Origin of the sequence: Indiicoccus explosivorum (assembly GCF_002167005.1) — a bacterium.
Taxonomy (GTDB): domain Bacteria; phylum Bacillota; class Bacilli; order Bacillales_A; family Planococcaceae; genus Indiicoccus; species Indiicoccus explosivorum.
Window position 1 is genome coordinate 14,910 of the sequence record NZ_NHTN01000015.1, and the last position, 16,873, is coordinate 31,782.

17 protein-coding genes, 2 pseudogenes and 1 riboswitch are annotated in these 16,873 nt (G+C 53.3%); of the genes and pseudogenes, 16 read left to right on the forward strand and 3 right to left on the reverse strand.

The window, feature by feature from the left end; genetic code table 11:
• The first annotated feature begins 64 nt into the window (after nucleotides 1–64).
• Nucleotides 65–1,954 carry an LTA synthase family protein gene (locus CCE92_RS04600; protein WP_088006351.1) on the forward strand — a complete coding sequence of 630 codons (1,890 nt, stop codon included), beginning with the start codon at nucleotides 65–67 and terminating at the stop codon, nucleotides 1,952–1,954.
• 115 nt (nucleotides 1,955–2,069) lie between these two features.
• Here CCE92_RS04600 and CCE92_RS04605 read toward each other — a convergent pair whose 3' ends face one another.
• Nucleotides 2,070–2,249 carry a DUF2759 domain-containing protein gene (locus tag CCE92_RS04605; protein WP_175578066.1) on the reverse strand — a complete coding sequence of 60 codons (180 nt, stop codon included), beginning with the start codon at nucleotides 2,247–2,249 and terminating at the stop codon, nucleotides 2,070–2,072.
• A gap of 139 nt (nucleotides 2,250–2,388) precedes the next feature.
• On the opposite strand from CCE92_RS04605, the gene CCE92_RS04610 reads away from it, so the two are divergent.
• Nucleotides 2,389–3,021 (forward strand): MBL fold metallo-hydrolase, encoded by a 633-nt coding sequence (locus CCE92_RS04610; protein WP_088006352.1) that lies wholly within the window; start codon nucleotides 2,389–2,391, stop codon nucleotides 3,019–3,021.
• A 146-nt stretch (nucleotides 3,022–3,167) separates the two neighbouring features.
• Here the strand turns inward: CCE92_RS04610 and CCE92_RS04615 are convergent, their stop codons facing one another.
• A complete protein-coding gene (locus CCE92_RS04615; RefSeq protein WP_088006353.1) occupies nucleotides 3,168–3,410 on the reverse strand; it encodes a DUF2626 domain-containing protein in 243 nt (80 codons plus the stop codon).
• Nucleotides 3,411–3,713: 303 nt separating this feature from the next.
• On the opposite strand from CCE92_RS04615, the gene comGA reads away from it, so the two are divergent.
• The 12 genes from comGA to CCE92_RS04670 all read left to right on the forward strand — a co-directional run bounded on the left by comGA (nucleotide 3,714) and on the right by CCE92_RS04670 (nucleotide 13,021).
• Entirely contained in the window at nucleotides 3,714–4,736 is a 1,023-nt protein-coding gene (gene comGA / locus CCE92_RS04620; protein WP_088006354.1) for a competence type IV pilus ATPase ComGA, read from the forward strand.
• The gene (gene comGB / locus CCE92_RS04625; protein ID WP_088006355.1) at nucleotides 4,708–5,748 is read left to right on the forward strand and encodes a competence type IV pilus assembly protein ComGB; all 1,041 of its coding nucleotides are present in this window, start codon (nucleotides 4,708–4,710) and stop codon (nucleotides 5,746–5,748) included. Before comGA ends, comGB begins: the two co-directional genes overlap by 29 nt.
• A 12-nt stretch (nucleotides 5,749–5,760) precedes the next feature.
• Nucleotides 5,761–6,087 carry a competence type IV pilus major pilin ComGC gene (gene comGC / locus CCE92_RS04630; RefSeq protein ID WP_088006356.1) on the forward strand — a complete coding sequence of 109 codons (327 nt, stop codon included), beginning with the start codon at nucleotides 5,761–5,763 and terminating at the stop codon, nucleotides 6,085–6,087.
• Nucleotides 6,065–6,502, forward strand: coding sequence for a GspH/FimT family protein (locus CCE92_RS04635; RefSeq protein WP_162287811.1), 438 nt, complete (start codon nucleotides 6,065–6,067; stop codon nucleotides 6,500–6,502). Before comGC ends, CCE92_RS04635 begins: the two co-directional genes overlap by 23 nt.
• A 40-nt stretch (nucleotides 6,503–6,542) precedes the next feature.
• Entirely contained in the window at nucleotides 6,543–6,788 is a 246-nt protein-coding gene (locus tag CCE92_RS04640) for a hypothetical protein (protein WP_088006358.1), read from the forward strand.
• Nucleotides 6,776–7,228, forward strand: a complete 453-nt coding sequence (comGF, locus tag CCE92_RS04645; RefSeq protein ID WP_088006359.1) for a competence type IV pilus minor pilin ComGF — start codon at nucleotides 6,776–6,778, stop codon at nucleotides 7,226–7,228. The genes CCE92_RS04640 and comGF overlap by 13 nt, the downstream gene beginning before the upstream one ends.
• Nucleotides 7,203–7,520: a hypothetical protein gene (locus CCE92_RS15930; RefSeq protein WP_162287810.1), complete on the forward strand. Its 318-nt coding sequence runs from the start codon at nucleotides 7,203–7,205 to the stop codon at nucleotides 7,518–7,520. Before comGF ends, CCE92_RS15930 begins: the two co-directional genes overlap by 26 nt.
• Entirely contained in the window at nucleotides 7,429–7,941 is a 513-nt protein-coding gene (locus CCE92_RS04650; protein ID WP_088006360.1) for a shikimate kinase, read from the forward strand. The genes CCE92_RS15930 and CCE92_RS04650 overlap by 92 nt, the downstream gene beginning before the upstream one ends.
• A gap of 138 nt (nucleotides 7,942–8,079) precedes the next feature.
• Nucleotides 8,080–8,177: riboswitch (glycine riboswitch) on the forward strand.
• 145 nt (nucleotides 8,178–8,322) lie between these two features.
• Nucleotides 8,323–9,429, forward strand: a complete 1,107-nt coding sequence (gene gcvT, locus CCE92_RS04655; RefSeq protein ID WP_088006361.1) for a glycine cleavage system aminomethyltransferase GcvT — start codon at nucleotides 8,323–8,325, stop codon at nucleotides 9,427–9,429.
• Between the two features lie 14 nt (nucleotides 9,430–9,443).
• The gene (gcvPA, locus tag CCE92_RS04660) at nucleotides 9,444–10,811 is read left to right on the forward strand and encodes an aminomethyl-transferring glycine dehydrogenase subunit GcvPA (protein ID WP_088006362.1); all 1,368 of its coding nucleotides are present in this window, start codon (nucleotides 9,444–9,446) and stop codon (nucleotides 10,809–10,811) included.
• Nucleotides 10,804–12,276, forward strand: coding sequence for an aminomethyl-transferring glycine dehydrogenase subunit GcvPB (gene gcvPB, locus CCE92_RS04665; RefSeq protein WP_088006363.1), 1,473 nt, complete (start codon nucleotides 10,804–10,806; stop codon nucleotides 12,274–12,276). The genes gcvPA and gcvPB overlap by 8 nt, the downstream gene beginning before the upstream one ends.
• A gap of 295 nt (nucleotides 12,277–12,571) precedes the next feature.
• Nucleotides 12,572–13,021, forward strand: a complete 450-nt coding sequence (locus CCE92_RS04670) for a GNAT family N-acetyltransferase (RefSeq protein WP_088006364.1) — start codon at nucleotides 12,572–12,574, stop codon at nucleotides 13,019–13,021.
• A 141-nt stretch (nucleotides 13,022–13,162) separates the two neighbouring features.
• On the opposite strand, the gene CCE92_RS04675 is transcribed toward CCE92_RS04670, so the two are convergent.
• A complete protein-coding gene (locus CCE92_RS04675; protein ID WP_088006365.1) occupies nucleotides 13,163–13,543 on the reverse strand; it encodes a rhodanese-like domain-containing protein in 381 nt (126 codons plus the stop codon).
• A 295-nt stretch (nucleotides 13,544–13,838) separates the two neighbouring features.
• On the opposite strand from CCE92_RS04675, the pseudogene CCE92_RS04680 reads away from it, so the two are divergent.
• Both CCE92_RS04680 and CCE92_RS04685 read left to right on the forward strand, forming a co-directional pair.
• A pseudogene (locus CCE92_RS04680) lies at nucleotides 13,839–14,660 on the forward strand (ribonucleotide reductase barrel domain-containing protein); the annotation flags it as partial.
• 331 nt (nucleotides 14,661–14,991) lie between these two features.
• Nucleotides 14,992–16,731 (forward strand): annotated as a pseudogene (locus tag CCE92_RS04685) (vitamin B12-dependent ribonucleotide reductase); the annotation flags it as partial.
• Nucleotides 16,732–16,873 lie beyond the last annotated feature (142 nt).

Consider the following 16,873-nt stretch of genomic DNA (forward strand, 5'->3'; position numbering starts at 1 on the left):
TCCGTCCAAATTATAGCCAAGATGCTAAAAACGCTTTTTTTAAGTAATCGGAGGATGTGCGAAAATGAAAACAAAAACTTGGCCAAGGCACACGATCCTGGCGGTCGCGATCATTGCCACCTGGCTGAAGACGTATGCAGCTTACAAAACAAGCTTCAACATGAAAATCGAGAATATCATGCAGGAACTGATCCTGTTTATCAATCCGCTCAGCTTCCTGCTGGCGGTCTACGGGCTGTCGCTGTTCTTTAAAAGCGAACGGGGACGCAACCGCTACCTCATTGCGGTAAGTACGGTCCTCGCATTGATTTTGTACGGCAATGTCGCGTTTTACCGCTTTTTTAGTGACTTCGTCACCTTGCCGGTCCTATTCCAGACGAGCAATTTCGGCGATTTGGGCACGAGTGTGACAGAAAGTATCTTTTTTACTGATGTTTTCTATTTTATAGATGTCATTCTCATTGTGCTCGCTGTCCGTTACTTGAACGTCCGTCCTGCAGAAGGGGAGACGCGCCGGCTGTATCGCCGGGTTTATTATGTAATGACGGCGGCTGTGCTGTTTTTGAACTTGGGACTTGCTGAAACGGAACGTCCGCAGCTGCTGACGCGGAGTTTTGACCGGGAAATGCTCGTCAAAAATATCGGAACGTACAATTACCATCTATATGATGTGTATATCCAGTCGAAATCCCAGGCGCAGCGGGCGTTGGCCAACGGTTCCGAACTGGTGGAAGCGAGCAGCTACGCCCGTTCCACGGAACCCGAACCATCGGCTGAGATGGCGGGGATCGCGGAAGGCCGCAACCTGATTGTCGTTTCGCTGGAATCCCTTCAATCGTTCGTAATCAATAATGAAATGAACGGCCAGACGGTGACACCGTTCCTTAACAGCCTGACAAAGGATAAGGATACCATCTACTTCCCGAATTTCTATCATCAGACAGGGCTCGGGAAAACATCGGATGCGGAATTCCTGACAGAGAACTCCCTTTACCCGCTCGGCGGAGGCGCAGTGTTTTTCACACACAGCGGAAACCAGTACAACTCGATGGCGGAAAAGCTGGGGGAGAACGGCTATTTCACAGCTGTACAGCATGCCAACTCCAAGAGCTTCTGGAACCGCGATATCATGTATAAGTCGCTGGGCATCGAAAAATTCTATGACGTGGAAAGCTATGAAATCGGGGAAGGCCAAGCGGTGAACTGGGGGATGAAGGACATCCCGTTCTTCGAACAGTCCGTCGGACAGATGACGGAAATGCCGGAACCGTTCTACACACGCCTGCTGACGCTCACCAACCATTTCCCGTTCCACTTGGATGAACAGGATAAGTTCATATCGGAATACGATTCGGGCTCCCAGACCCTGAACCGCTACTTCCAGACAGCACGTTATCTGGATGAGTCCATCCGCGTCATGTTCGAGGAATTGAAAGAGCAGGGGCTGTACGAGGACTCCATCATCGTCATGTACGGGGACCATTACGGTATTTCAGAAAACCATAACGCTGCGATGTCCCAATATCTCGGTGAAGAAGTGACGCCTTATGTATCGGCGAATCTTCAGAAGGTGCCGCTCTTCGTGCACATCCCGGGATACGGTGAAGGGCATGTCGATGAGGAAATCGGCGGACAGATCGATCTGCGTCCGACCATCCTGAACCTTCTTGGCGTGGATACGGAAAAAGATCTTCAGTTCGGCGGTGATCTGTTCTCGGAAGAGCACGAGGAATTCGTCATTTTCCGGGATGGCCGATTTGTGACGGAAGAGGTCGTCTATGCCGGCAGCACGTGCTATGATGCGGAAACCGGTGAAGAAACCGAAAGCGAACGCTGCAAACCGTATATCGATCAGGCTTACAAAGAACTGGGTTACTCCGATGCGATCATCAACGGAGACCTGCTCCGATTCTACGATGAACAGACGGGCCAGCTGACTGAGCCGGTCGAATAAAATAAGCAAGTTGAATTGGATCCGTCCTTATAGGGTGCGAAAGCGCCTTTAAGGACGGATTTTTTGTTTTGCACATAAAAAAGCCGGCGCTTCGGAAAGCACCGGCTCCTGTAGATCAGTGGAGGCTTGGCGGATAGCCTTGGAAAATGATTGTAGCGGCTGTAAAACCACCGAAGACCAAAAACGTCAGCAAGTTGAAAATGAATCCTAAAAATTGCTTATGCTTTAGCGTCTGAACAACCCCGACTGCTGCAAAGATGGCAACCAGTCCGAAAATGACCATCAGTAAATTCAAGTATGACACTCCCTTCGACAAGTACGCTTCGTGCAGTTCCATTCTCTTCTATTGTAAAGAAAGCCGTGATTTTTGTCGAGTGGCATTATTGTCATTCTCTTGAACAGTGCTGTGCTACAATTGACCCGAGGTGATCATTTTGCAGACAATCGAAACACTCGAGCTCGGCCCCGTCCAGACGAACTGCTATATCTTGACCCATCATGACGGCAGCTGTGTGATCATCGATCCGGGAGCGGAAGCGGAAAAAATCATCGCCCGGATCGAAGAAAACAAGCGGGTGCCGCTTGCGGTCCTTCTGACGCATGCGCATTTCGATCATATCGGTGCAGTCGATGCTGTCAGGGGACGGTTCGGGGTTCCTGTTTACTTGAGCGAACACGAAAAGGACTGGCTCGGGAAACCGAACTTGAATGGTTCAGGGAAGTACCCGATGCTGCCTGATCTGAAAGTGAATGGGGCCGATTTCCTGATCAGCGGCAGCGAACGGAACTTGGAGCTCGGCCCTTTCCGGATCGACCTGTTCCATACACCCGGTCATTCGCCGGGAAGCATCACTTATGTATTCCGTGAAGAGGCACTGGCTGTGGTCGGGGACACGCTGTTCCGCGGAAGCATCGGCAGGACGGATTTGGCGGGTGGCTCCCATGGGACATTGCTTGCGTCCATCCGTGACTCGCTGCTCACACTGCCGGCGGATATGCCGCTCTATCCCGGCCATGGACCGGTCACGACAGCCGGAGCGGAAAGCCGCACTAATCCGTTTCTGTAAGCGGACCTTGCAGATTCGGCAGTCGGCAGAAGTAAAGAGGGTATAGCGAAATCAAAAAAGCGGCCGACAGCGGCCGCTTTTTTGATTCGGTGTTATTCAGGCTGATTCCGCCAGCCCAGTCTGTCGGCTGACGGCCGGATCCGCGATCAATGTCCTCCGCCAGGAATGTGGATGAACGTCGAGTAATAAGTGAATCCAACAAAGAATACAGTCAGGTAAGCTCCGAATACATACATATACATGCGCTCTGAAAGGTTCAAGAACCCGAAAAGAATGAAGAAGCCGGTGTTTCCGAGCATGAGCAGTGAAGCTTCCGGCATATCACCTAAATAAAACATGACAGCGAAGATCCCAGTCCAGAAGCCCATTAGTTTGAACATATTATCCATAGGGTGTCCCTCCTTTACGACAAGCACAATTATCTCATTCCCATTATATAAGAAAGACAACAAGAGTGTAAATAAAAGTTCGGTTTCTTTTGTGACAAAGCGGTGGAAATGACCGGGAAAAAGTGGGGTTTTCAGCGGAAAAACCGGTGAATCGGGGATGCCGCCGGACCAAAAGTAAGGTTTTGGGGCATCGGCACCCCTCAATTTGCGGGTTTCGCGATAAGTATTCCCAAGCAGCGTATTCAGAATTATACTGATGAGGAGCAAAGTGGCGGTCTTTGCATCCTACCTCCGGAGGTGCGTATGCAGGCGATCATCGAAAAGCGCTGTGCCGGTCTCCTGAAAATGGCGGTCGACAGAGAAGCGACAGATATTCACATGAAGCCGGAAATCGGCCAGTATACCGTCCAGTTCCGGCTGCTGCACGAAATGCAGACAGTTTTATCCCTCCCCCTTGATCTCGGCGATCGGATGATCGCTTACTTCAAATACCTTTCCCTTTTAGACATGAGCGAAAAACGGAAACCGCAGACCGGTTCCTTTCAGGAAACCGTCGGCGGGCTGTCGTGTTTTTTTCGCATATCCACCCTGCCCTCCATCCTTTCCCGGGAAGCGATTGTCATTCGGATCGTTTCCGACCGGACGGCTTTGCCGATCGAGGAACTGGCCGTATTCCGGGATTCGGCGCGCCGGCTCAAGAAGCTTGCGGCCGCCCGGCAAGGGCTGTTCCTGCTGACAGGACCGACTGGATGCGGTAAATCCACCACTCTTTATTCATTGCTGAATTACTGCAACTCACAGCTGAACAGGAACATCATCACCCTCGAAGATCCGGTGGAGCGGAAAAACGAGACGATGCTTCAGATCCAAGTGAATGAAAAAGCGGGTTTAAGTTATGCCACGGGTCTGAAGGCGATTCTCCGCCATGATCCGGACATCATCATGATCGGCGAGATCCGGGACGCGGAAGCTGCAGAAATTGCAGTCAGGGCTGCCCTTACGGGTCATCTCGTCTTTTCGACCATCCATGCGAAAAACGCGGCCGGCAGCCTCCATCGGCTCCATGATTTAGGCATTCCGTTTGAAGATATGGCACAGACGCTAGTGGCGGTTTCCGCCCAGGAACTGGTTCCTGCATTTTTCGGCGGAGGCAGCGCTGTCCGGCATGCCGCATTATTCGAACTCCTGACCGACGGCATGCTGGAGACGGCTATTGAAACTGTCAGGAAAGGGGGCTCATATCGGCTGCCGGAAAACGAGACCCTCGAGGGGCAAAAAAGGGAAGGGGTGATCATCGGTGCTATCGCTCCGGCTATCCGACCGTGACAGCTGCAGGCTCCGTCACCGGTCGGCTTTCCTGACCCGGTTATCGAAATTGATGAATGAGGGGTACTTGTTTCCCGAAGCACTTTCCCTTCTGTTGCCGATCCATGCAGCCGATCAGGCGGCGGCTTCCGCTGGCGTCCATGTGATTCTGAGCGGCGGCGGCAGTGCTGCCGATATTCTCCGGCTGCTCGGCTTCCGGAAAAGCGTGCTGTTTTCGGCCGAGATCGCTGAACGTCACGGGAAACTGGCTCAATCACTCGGTACCATCGCAGCGGATTTCGAGAAGACGGAAGCCGTCCGCCGGAAACTGACCGGTGTTCTCCTGTATCCGCTTTCCCTTCTCGCATTCACGCTCGTGCTGTTTTCCATGTTCCGCACCCACTACATTCCGGAACTCCAGCAGCTCGCAGCGGCGGTCGGGGAAGAACAGGGAAATCAGTCAGCCGGCCTCCTGTTGCGGCTGCCTGACTTATTCGCCGCGCTATTTCTGGCTGCTGCGGCGGCGGTCATCGTATTTTTACTCAGAATCAAGAATCGGTCAGCCGGACAGCAGGCAGCTGCAGTAGCCCGCCTCCCGGGTGCAGGAAGGTTCTTCCGGCTGTATTGGACGTATCTGTTTGCAAGGGAGCTCGGATCGCTTCTCCACAGCGGTATATCGATGCAGGAAGCGCTCCGTTACTTGGCCGCACAGGAGCATGACAGGTGGGTCGGCTGCCTGGCGGAAGAAGTCCGGCTCCATATAATGACGGGCAGCCAGCTGTCGGATGCAGTGAGCCGGGAGAAGCTGTTCACCGGGGACTTCAGCCTGTTCGCCGCCCATGGGGAAGCTGCCGGGCACCTCGGCAAGGAACTGATTCTCTATAGCGAAGTGCTTTCCGTCCGGATCGAGAATTTGCTCCATACATTGTTGAAATTCATTCAGCCGCTGTTTTTCCTGATGATCGCCGCCTGTATCATCGGCGCGTATATGGCGATCCTGCTTCCGATGTACAACTTGGTCCATACTATTTGAGGAGGAATTGTCTTGAAGTCCATAAAAAACGAAAAGGGATTTACACTGATTGAAATGCTGATCGTCCTGCTGATCATTTCCGTCCTTCTGGCTGTCGCGATACCGAATGTCACAAAGCAGACCGCTTCGGTCGATGAGAAGGGCTGCCGTGCTTTCGTGCAGATGGTGCAAGGACAGGTCGAGGCATTCCGTATGGAAGAAAAGAGAATCCCGGCGGTCACCGACCTGGTGACGGAAGGATACTTGAAATCCGCCGAAACAAGCTGCCCGAACGGGGATGCTATTGCCATCGCGGCCGACGGTACGGTGAGTTCTGTTGCAGCACCAGCGGTGCAATAGGGGATTTACGCTGCTCGAGACCCTGCTCGTGCTGACAATCCTGATGGCTGTGTCGTTTGGTGTGCCTGTTTATGCCGGACAGGCGGCCAAGCAGGAGGAAACCCGGTTTTTCGACCTCCTGATCGGCGATATCCTATCCATGCAAGGTGAAAGCTACAGGAACGGCGAATGGACCGAGCTTCATTTCGGAACCGACGGCGGTTCCTACACGGTTTCGAAAAATTACAGCACCGTCCTGGTCACCCGTCAGATGCCCGCAACTGTCAGGATGGATAAAACGAGCTATTTGAAAAACATTCGCTTCAGCCCGCAGGGGAACGTGGAAGCGGCAGGTACGATCCGCTTTTCTTCGTCTGGCGGTGTCCGTGTCCTGACCGTCCATTTAGGGAAAGGGAGGGTGGTGCTTTCTGAATGAACAGGGGTTTTCATACACGGAATCCATAGCGGCAATCGCCATGGTGATGCTGCTGTCCGGATCGCTGCTGCCGCTTCACCAGCAAATCCAATCATCGGTCGAAATGAAGAAAGAGCGCCTGGAAGCGGCTGAGACGCTGTACGAAGCTGCATCGATGCTCCGCTTCGGCGTTACCTGGGGAGAACGCATGTCGGGGGGCGTTACCTACCGCTGGAAATACGACGGCTCGCTCTGCGTGGAATATCAGTCCTACAGCGGAAAGCAGGTTGCCGTATGCGAAAGTTGAGAATCGGAATCCTCGGAGAGGAACGGGGCATGACATACATCAGCGCCCTGTTCGGATTGCTGATCTTTCTGGCCATCGCCCCTCTGTTCGCTCTGTTTTTCCGGTCCGGTTCAGAATTCGTGGAAGACGTAAATCCGAAACACGCCGAGTGGGAGCTATTCACATACGAGCTACGCAGCTATCTTCAAAATTCAGGAGGCGTCTCCGTGATCAATAACGGCCGCGGGATCCGCATGACGGACAGCAAAGGCGATTTATCCGTCGAACTTTACTCGCCGGTCATCCGGAAACAGCGGGCGGGCCAAGGCCATGAAATTATGCTCACCGGCCTGAAGACGGTCAATTTCGCTTTGTCAGGGAATAAAATCACCATTGCCGCCGAATTCACGAGTGGTATCCAAAAGGAGGAAACCTATGCGGTTCCGCCGGTTTCTCAATGAAAAAGGGGCGGTTTATCCGGCAGTACTTGTCTTTTTTCTGGCAGCGGCAGCTCTGATTGTACACAGTTCAGCGATGGCAGCCGTACAGTACAGGACAAATGATAGTTTGGAAAATGCGTACCGTCGTGCTACGATACTGTTACTGGAACAAGCAGAAATTAATACAGTCACACAGGAACAAGAGAGCAGCGGGTGGTCGGATGAGACGCATTTACTTAATCGGATTTATGGGGAGCGGAAAAAGCGCGGTCGGGAGGAGGCTGAGCTTCCTTTTAAAGCTTCCTTTTTATGACATGGACAAAGAAATTGTTCGGAGGGAAGGCATGACCATCCCGGAAATCTTCGAAAAATACGGAGAAGAACATTTCCGCAGACTGGAAGCTAAATTTTTGAAGGAATTCAAGAGCACCGACTGCATCATTTCGACCGGCGGCGGCACGGCGATCAACGAATGCAACCGGAGAATCATGCGGGAGACCGGACTCGTTCTGTTCCTGGATGCCCCTTTCCGGGATATTTGGCGGCGGATCCACCGGGACCCGAACCGGCCGATCGTCCAGCGGTCAACGAGGGAAGAAATCGAAGCGCTCTTCAACAAGAGGTATCCCTTGTATAAGCGGGCCGCCCATATCGGCGTTCGGACCGAACACCGGTCCCTCCGCCAGATTACCGAGTTTGTCGCGTTTCAAGTGGAACGTCTGAAAGGCGAATAAAAAATAGAAGAACTAAAGTATTGTTCGGCTTATTGCCCGGCATCAAAAAAGATTGCGCGTATCTGTACTGAATGTTAGGATATAGTCAAAGAATTGAGTATTTCCATAACGGTCAGGACCATTTCAATGAATGGGCGGATGAATGTGTGAGGAGAGAACGCCATCCGGCGTCGCCGAAGGAGCAAGTAGCAGCGCGCTGTTATGAATCTCTCAGGCAAAAAGACTCGCGCAGGACGCATCTCTGGAGAATGCTGCGCAGCAGCTGCCAACGAGGAAAGCCGAACGGTAAACTTTCAGGCTCCAGGACAGAGAATTCCCGTACAGCGGGGATACTCTGTCCTTTTTTGTGAACCGACAGCATAAAGGAGGAAATGGCACAATATGAGTGAACTGAAACGCACGCCGCTTTTCGAATCTTACAAAAAATACGGCGGGAAAACGATCGACTTCGGCGGCTGGGAGCTGCCTGTGCAATTTTCTGGTATTAAAGACGAACATGAAGCTGTCCGGACAAAGGCCGGCCTGTTCGACGTGTCCCACATGGGTGAAATCACAGTCGAAGGCCCTGGCAGTGTGGATTATCTCCAGCGCATGCTGACAAATGACGTGTCGAAACTGAAGGATGGACAGGCGCAGTATACGGCGCTTTGCTATGAAGATGGCGGCACAGTCGACGATCTGCTCGTCTACAGACGCTCGGATGACCGGTATCTTCTCGTCGTGAATGCCGCGAATATCGAAAAGGATTTTGATTGGCTGAAAGCGCATGCACAGGACGGCGCGGAAGTTGTGGACCGTTCAGAAGAATACGGACAGCTGGCATTCCAGGGACCGGCTGCTGAAACGGTCCTGCAGCGGCTTACTGATGCCGACCTTTCGGAAATCCGGTTCTTCCGTTTCCGTGAAGAAGTTCCTGTGGACGGCAGACGGGTCCTCGTCTCGCGTACCGGTTATACGGGGGAAGACGGTTTCGAGATTTACGGGTCACCGGAAGACATCGTGGCGCTTTGGGATGCGATCCTTGAGGAAGGCAGGAATGACGGAGTCGTGCCTGTCGGTCTCGGTGCCCGGGACACTCTCCGTTTTGAAGCTTGTCTCGCATTGTACGGCCAGGAACTCACAAAGGATATTTCTCCGCTGGAAGCCGGTATCGGATTTGCGGTCAAGCTGAAAAAGGATGCCGATTTTATTGGGAAAGAAGCACTGCTTGCTCAAAAGGAAAACGGCCTGGAACGGAAGCTGACCGGTATTGAAATGATCGACAAAGGCATTCCGAGAACCGGTTATAAAGTGTTCAAGGACGGCAAGGAGATCGGCCATGTCACTTCAGGGACCCAGTCACCGACATTGAAAAAGAACATCGGACTCGCGCTGATCGGGATAGAACATACAGAACCCGGCACTGAAGTGGAAGTGGAAGTCCGGAACCGCCGGCTGAACGCTGTAACGGTGGAAACGCCGTTTTATAAGCGCCCAACTAATTCGTAAAGGAGATTGACAGGATGGAACACCGCTATTTGCCGATGACGGCACAAGATAAAGAAGCGATGCTTAAGACGATCGGCGTGGATTCGATCGAGGAACTGTTTTCGGATATCCCTGAAAAAGTGCGTTTTAAAGGCGAGTACAATCTCAAACCGGCGAAATCGGAATCGGCGCTCCTGAAAGAATTGAGCCGGCTGGCTGCGAAAAATGCGGATCACCGGAATTACGCCTCATTTCTCGGAGCCGGCGTCTATGACCACTATAAGCCGGTCATCGTTGACCATGTAATCTCCCGGTCGGAATTTTATACCGCTTATACGCCATACCAGCCGGAAATTTCCCAAGGCGAATTGCAGGCGATATTCGAATTCCAGACGATGATCGCGGAACTGACCGGAATGGAAATTGCGAATTCGTCCATGTACGACGGCGGCACAGCCCTCGCGGAAGCCGGTATGCTCGCGGCCGGCCATACGAAACGGAAGAAAATCCTTGTCTCCCAGGCTGTCCACCCGGAATCTCGCGAAGTTGTACGGTCTTACGCCCTCGGGCAGTCGATTGAAGTGGAGGAAGTGCCGCTGAAAGACGGCGTGACGGATGCGGGCGCGCTGAAGGAACTTCTGGACGGGGACGTGGCAGCCGTCATGATCCAGTATCCGAATTTCTTCGGTCAAGTCGAGAATTTGAAAGCATTGGAACCGGTCATTCATGACAGCGGTGCATTGTTTGTCGTCTCAGCGAATCCGCTGGCGCTCGGGGCGCTAGAAGCACCTGGAAACTTCGGAGCGGACATCACAGTCGGTGATGCCCAGCCATTCGGTATTCCCGAAGCGTTCGGCGGCCCGCACTGCGGTTATTTCGCGGTCTCTAAAAAGCTGATGCGCAAGGTGCCGGGGCGTCTTGTCGGGGAAACGGTCGATGAAGAAGGCCGGCGCGGCTTCGTTCTGACACTGCAGGCGCGTGAGCAGCACATCCGCCGGGACAAGGCGACGTCCAACATCTGTTCCAATCAGGCGCTCAATGCCCTTGCCGCTTCTGTCGCGATGACGGCGCTCGGCAAAAAAGGGGTCAGGGAAATGGCGGTGCAGAACATCGCGAAGACCCGCTATATGAAACAGCAGCTCGAAGGGGCGGGGCTTTCGGTCGAATTCGGCGGCGCGCATTTCAATGAATTGACCGTCAAGCTCGGGAAATCAGTGAAAGCGTTGAACGTCCGTCTTCTTGAACAGGGCATCATCGGCGGCTACGATCTTGGCCGCACATATGACGGGCTGCAAGGACATGTTCTCGTGGCTGTGACAGAACAGCGGACAAAAGAAGAAATCGACCTGTTCGTGCAGGAATTGGCTGCATTTGTTCAGGAGAAGGAGGCTGCTCATGCGTAAGGACGAAAACCAGCCGCTAATTTTCGAAGTGTCAAAAGAAGGACGGATCGGCTACAGCCTGCCGGTACTCGATGTGCCGGAAGTCGACTTGGAAGATGTTCTTCCGGCTGACCTGATCCGCGCTGAAGACCCGGATCTGCCTGAAGTGGCGGAACTGGATATCATGCGCCATTATACCGCGCTGTCGAACCGGAACCACGGTGTCGATTCCGGCTTTTATCCGCTCGGATCATGCACGATGAAGTACAATCCGAAAATCAATGAATCCGTCGCGCGGTTCCCGGGATTCGCTGATATCCACCCTCTTCAGGATGAATCGACGGTACAGGGTGCAATGGAACTCATGTACGACCTGCAGGAACATCTGAAGGAAATCACTGGAATGGACGAAGTGACGCTTCAGCCGGCTGCCGGCGCGCACGGAGAATGGACAGGTCTCATGATGATCCGCGCGTTCCACGAAGCAAACGGCGATTTCGGCCGCACGAAAGTGATCGTGCCGGATTCCGCGCACGGTACGAACCCCGCGTCTGCGACCGTTGCCGGTTTCGATACTGTCACAGTGAAATCGGATGAAAACGGGCTTGTGGATCTTGAGGACCTGAAGCGTGTCGTGGGTCCGGATACGGCGGCGCTGATGCTGACGAATCCGAATACGCTTGGTTTATTCGAAGAGAATATTCTCGAAATGGCGGCCATCATCCATGAAGTGGGCGGCAAACTGTATTACGACGGCGCCAATTTGAATGCCGTCATGAACAAGGCGCGTCCTGGGGATATGGGCTTTGATGTCGTGCACTTGAACTTGCACAAGACCTTCACAGGCCCGCATGGCGGCGGCGGTCCGGGATCCGGTCCTGTCGGCGTGAAGAAGAGCCTGCTTCCGTACTTGCCGAAACCGGTTCTGATCAAGACCGAAGACGGCTACACATTCGATGACGACCGCCCGGACTCGATCGGCCGCGTAAAGCCGTACTACGGGAACTTCGGCATCAACGTCCGCGCCTACACGTACATCCGTTCCATGGGGCCGGACGGGCTGAAGGCCGTGTCCGAATATGCGGTCCTCAATGCGAATTACATGATGCGGCGCCTTGCGCCATACTTCGATCTGCCGTATGACCGCCACTGCAAACACGAATTCGTGCTGAGCGGCCGCCGTCAGAAAAAGCTCGGCGTGCGCACGCTCGATATGGCGAAACGGCTTCTGGATTTCGGGTACCACCCGCCGACGATCTACTTCCCGCTCAATGTGGAGGAAGGCATGATGATCGAACCGACGGAAACCGAATCGAAAGAGACGCTCGACGCATTCTGTGACGCGATGATCCAGATTGCGGAAGAAGCAGAGAACAGCCCGGAGACTGTGCAGGAAGCGCCGCATACGACGGTCATCAGCCGTCTGGATGAAGCGCAGGCCGCACGCAAGCCGGTACTGCGGTATCAGAAGGAGAAAGCGGAATAAGGGGAAGAGGCACGCCGTGAGAGGCGTGTCTCTTTTTTGAGGTGTGGCGGAATCGTCGGTCGGAGCTGGGTTCCACTAATGTTGGTGTGAGTTCCACTAATTGATGGCTGAGTTCCACTAATTGATGGCTGAGTTCCACTAATTGATGGCTGAGTTCCACTAATTGAGGGCTGAATTCCACTAATCTAATAAACTCCCTTTCCCCTGTCTTTCTGCAGCTTGGAGAGAAACTTGTTCCGGCAAGTTTCTTTTTTAGGGAGGTCAGCGTAAACTGAGTAAAAAGGGGGCCGGAAATATGACTGAAATCAGAAGGATCCACCAGCTTGAAGGCACCGGAATTGAAAAGCTCGCGGCAGAAAGCGAAACAGAAGGGTATCGATTTGTCAGACGGCTGATCGACGATTTTGAAAGCGGCCGAAACCGGTTCGGTGAAAAAGGAGAAATCCTTCTCGGTGTATGGGAGGCGAACGGCAGGCTGGTAGCGGTCGGCGGCCTGAACCGGGATCCATTTACAGAAGATGAAAACATCGGACGGCTTCGGCGTTTTTATGTTTCCGCTGATTCCAGAAGGCACGGAATCGGCAGTCTGCTGCTGGATGCCATCGTCAGTCGGTCAACGGATTTTCAAAAACTGGTGTTACGGACTGATTCGGCGAATGCTGACGCCTTTTATCGCAAAAACGGATTCCTGCCGGTAGAAGGCCATCCGGAGTACACGCACGAACGAAAAGTGATCCGGTCCTGAGAAGGATCGTTATGCAGGCATTCAGCGATAAATGGCCGCAGCACTTCCTTGAAGAGACTGCAAAAAACAGGGAGAGATAACCGCTTGGTTATCCTCTCCCTGTTTTTAATTTCAGAGGGGCTTTTTGTACAGCCGCTGCTGTCATTTCGATCTGACTTTCCCGGTCCACGTTTTGAACCCGCCCTTGAGCTGGTACAGGTCATGATAGCCTTTTTTCTTCAGGAACATCGCCACACGCGGGCTGTTGATGCCATTCTGGTCGTACAGGTACACCGGTTTATCCGGCCGGATTTCCTTATAGCGCTGACGGAGCTGTGACTGCGGAATGTTACGTGCCCCGAGAATATGGCCGGCATTGAAATCCTTCGATTCACGGACATCAATGAGCTGGGCTTTCCGGTAGCCTTCAATGAACTGTTCCTGTGTCAGCGGGGTGACCGTGTTTTTCGTCCGGAAGTAGTTGACCAGGATCACGATTGTCAGGATGAATAAAAATCCTGCAATTACATACAAAAATTCCACTCGTACTGCCCCTTTCTTTATGCCTGAAGATCAGGCGCAGAAGCACGGTAAACACCTTCTGCCATCATTCATTATAAAAGATTTCCGTTCCGCACTTCAACGTCTGATTTCCCTATGTGAAACCGCAAAAATTTTTTCAGCGGATTTCCGGCGTCAGGACAAGGTTCCAAAGCCCTTGCCTCCTTGTGAACAGAAAAAACGGATTGACTGGATGTTTCAAGATATAGTATGGTGGGAACTATAGATAATACAACATGTTGTGTTATTCCCATAAATCAAAAAGGAGGATTTGTCAATGGTTCTAGTTTCACAAAACCAGAAACCGACACTTGATGTTTCTTCGCTCAACGAGGACATTCGTCAGTTTCCGCAAGTCCACGCCATTACCGACGATATGAAGACGGTGCACAAAGGCGTATCCCGGCTCGTCATGATCGACCGGTACTCTTTCAAGGATACCGAAAAGAAGACGCTGAAACCAGGGGATTTTGTCGTTCTGACAGTCAAGGAGGACCCGAAATTCCCGGCACGCGGGCTCGGGTTCATTAAATCGATCGATAAAGACGCGAACAAAGCGGAGGTCTGGATCGAAGAGGATTACCGCTCGGCGATCGATGATCCGGCAGAACAGGAAAAAGGGGTCGTCCGCCGGCCGCTCGACGTGATCGAGAAACCGCTCGAGGTTTTCTACGAGCAGATTGCGAAACGGAATGCCACCGGCCTGTCTGCGATCGAGAAGACACCGGAAAAACGCGATGAGTGGTTCACTAAGTTCTATCAGCAGCTGGCCGACCTGAAGTTCATCCCGGCGGGACGCGTCATTTACGGAGCTGGTGCAGACACCGATGTTACATACTTCAATTGCTACGTGATGCCGTTTGTCGCGGATTCACGGGAAGGCATTTCAGAACATAGGAAGCAGGTCATGGAAATCATGAGCCGCGGCGGCGGTGTCGGAACGAACGGATCGACGCTCCGGCCGAGAAATACACTGGCGCGCGGCGTCAACGGCAAATCGTCCGGGTCGGTGTCATGGCTGGATGACATCGCGAAACTGACGCACCTCGTCGAACAGGGCGGAAGCCGGCGCGGGGCTCAAATGATCATGCTGGCGGATTAAGAAAATGCTAGTCCGCGTCGTCCAGACAATGGACGGCTAGAAAACCGGGTGAATTGCGGGAAACTCCTTAGAGGCCATTAAGCGACAACGTGACTGGAAACGGTGAGCGTGAACGCTCAAAAATTAATGGCATTGGACAATCCGCAGCCAAGCACCGTTCAGGTGAAGGTCCAACGACTATCGAAAACGTTCTGAGAAGAACGGAAGTAGAGTAGGGGAGAGATCCCCGAAGTGCCCGGCCCCTCCCAGGTCAAGCTGAGGGTGATGATATAGTCTAACCCGTCTGCTGAGAGCAGAGCGAAATATCCTGAAAAGGACGGTATCGGTGTGGCATCCTGACATTTGCGAATTCATCATTTCCAAGATGCAGAACCCGCGCATCTTGCGCTACCTCGTCGAAAACACGGAAGACGAGACGATCAAGAAACTTGCGAACGACAAACTGAAATTCAAACCGCTGACCGAGCAGGAAGAAGCGATGTACACAGGGCTTCTCAACTACCGCAGCATTCCGGGCATGGGCGGCTTCAATGAAGCGATCATGCGGGATGCGGAAACGAAGCTGCGCGATGGCGGGACGTACTCCGTGCATAACGAGGAGTTCCTGACAGGCGCCAACATTTCCGTGACGCTCACGAAAGACTTCATGGAAGCTGTCGAAGCGGATGCCGATTTCGACCTCCGTTTCCCAGCAGTCGAAAACTACTCGCCTGAGGAGATGGCGGTCTACAATAAAGAATGGCATGAAGTGGGCGACGTCCGCGAGTGGGAACGGCAAGGCCACGAAGTGCGCGTCTACCGGACGATGAAAGCACGCGAACTGTGGAACTTGATCAACGTGTGTGCGACTTACTCTGCAGAACCCGGAATTTTCTTTATCGATAATGCCAACGAACAGACGAATGCGAGAGCGTACGGACAGAAAGTTGTAGCGACGAACCCGTGTGGTGAACAGCCCCTTGCACCATACTCAGTCTGCAACCTCGCAGCCGTCAACCTGGCCAAGTTCGCAGACATGAAGACACAGGAAGTGGATTTCGAAGGACTGAAGGAAACCGTCCGCATCGGCGTCCGCATGCAGGACAACGTCATCGACGCAACCCCTTACTTCCTGGAAGAGAACCGTGTCCAGGCGCTTGGTGAACGCCGTGTCGGACTCGGCGTCATGGGTCTTGCCGATCTTCTGATCCACACCGGCAAAAAATATGGTTCGCCGGAAGGCAACGAGCTTGTCGACAAAATCTTCGAAACGATCGCAGTCGCGGCTTACGAGGAATCGGCGAAACTCGCAACAGAACGAGGCAGCTTCCCGTTCCTCGAGGGCGAAACGGAAGAAGAGACGAAAGCGCTGCGCAAAGCGTTCACGGAAACCGGCTTCATGCAGAAAATGCCGGCGCACATCCGTGAAGCGGTCCTCGAAAACGGGATCCGCAATTCACATCTCCTGACAGTCGCGCCGACCGGTTCGACCGGAACGATGGTCGGGGTGTCCACAGGACTCGAGCCGTACTTCTCGTTCACGTACTACCGCTCAGGCCGTCTCGGCAAGTTCATCGAAGTGAAAGCCGATATCGTCCAGGAGTTCCTGAAGCACAACCCGGAAGCGGAAGCGGACAGCCTGCCTGAATACTTCGTCTCAGCGATGGATCTCGAGCCCGAAGCCCACGCCGATGTGCAGTGCGTCATCCAGCGCTGGATCGATTCATCCATCTCGAAGACGGTCAACGCGCCGCGCGGTTATACGGTCGATCAGGTGCAGGGCATCTACGAGCGCCTCTATAACGGCGGCGCGAAAGGCGGAACGGTCTATGTGGACGGCTCGCGTGATGCACAAGTATTGACATTGAAAGCGGAAGAGAATTCTTTCGACGATGCGGTCGAAGAGCCGGTCGCTGAAAAACGTCCGGTCGTTCTCGTCGATACGATCCAGGATCTCCGGTCGACGAACGTTACGATCGGATCCGAAGTCGGCAACACCTGCCCGGTCTGCCGGAAAGGGACCGTCAAGGAAATCGGCGGCTGCAACACCTGCACGAACTGCAACGCCCAGCTGAAATGCGGGCTTTAACCGAATAAAACAGGAGACCCGGCCGGCATCATGCAGGCCGGGTTTTCCCGTTCACAGGAATATTTAATGTAATTTTATTATGTAAACTAAAATAGCGGCAGCAGATTGCGCATTGCCCCGCGGCTCCGTTATGCTAGAATGG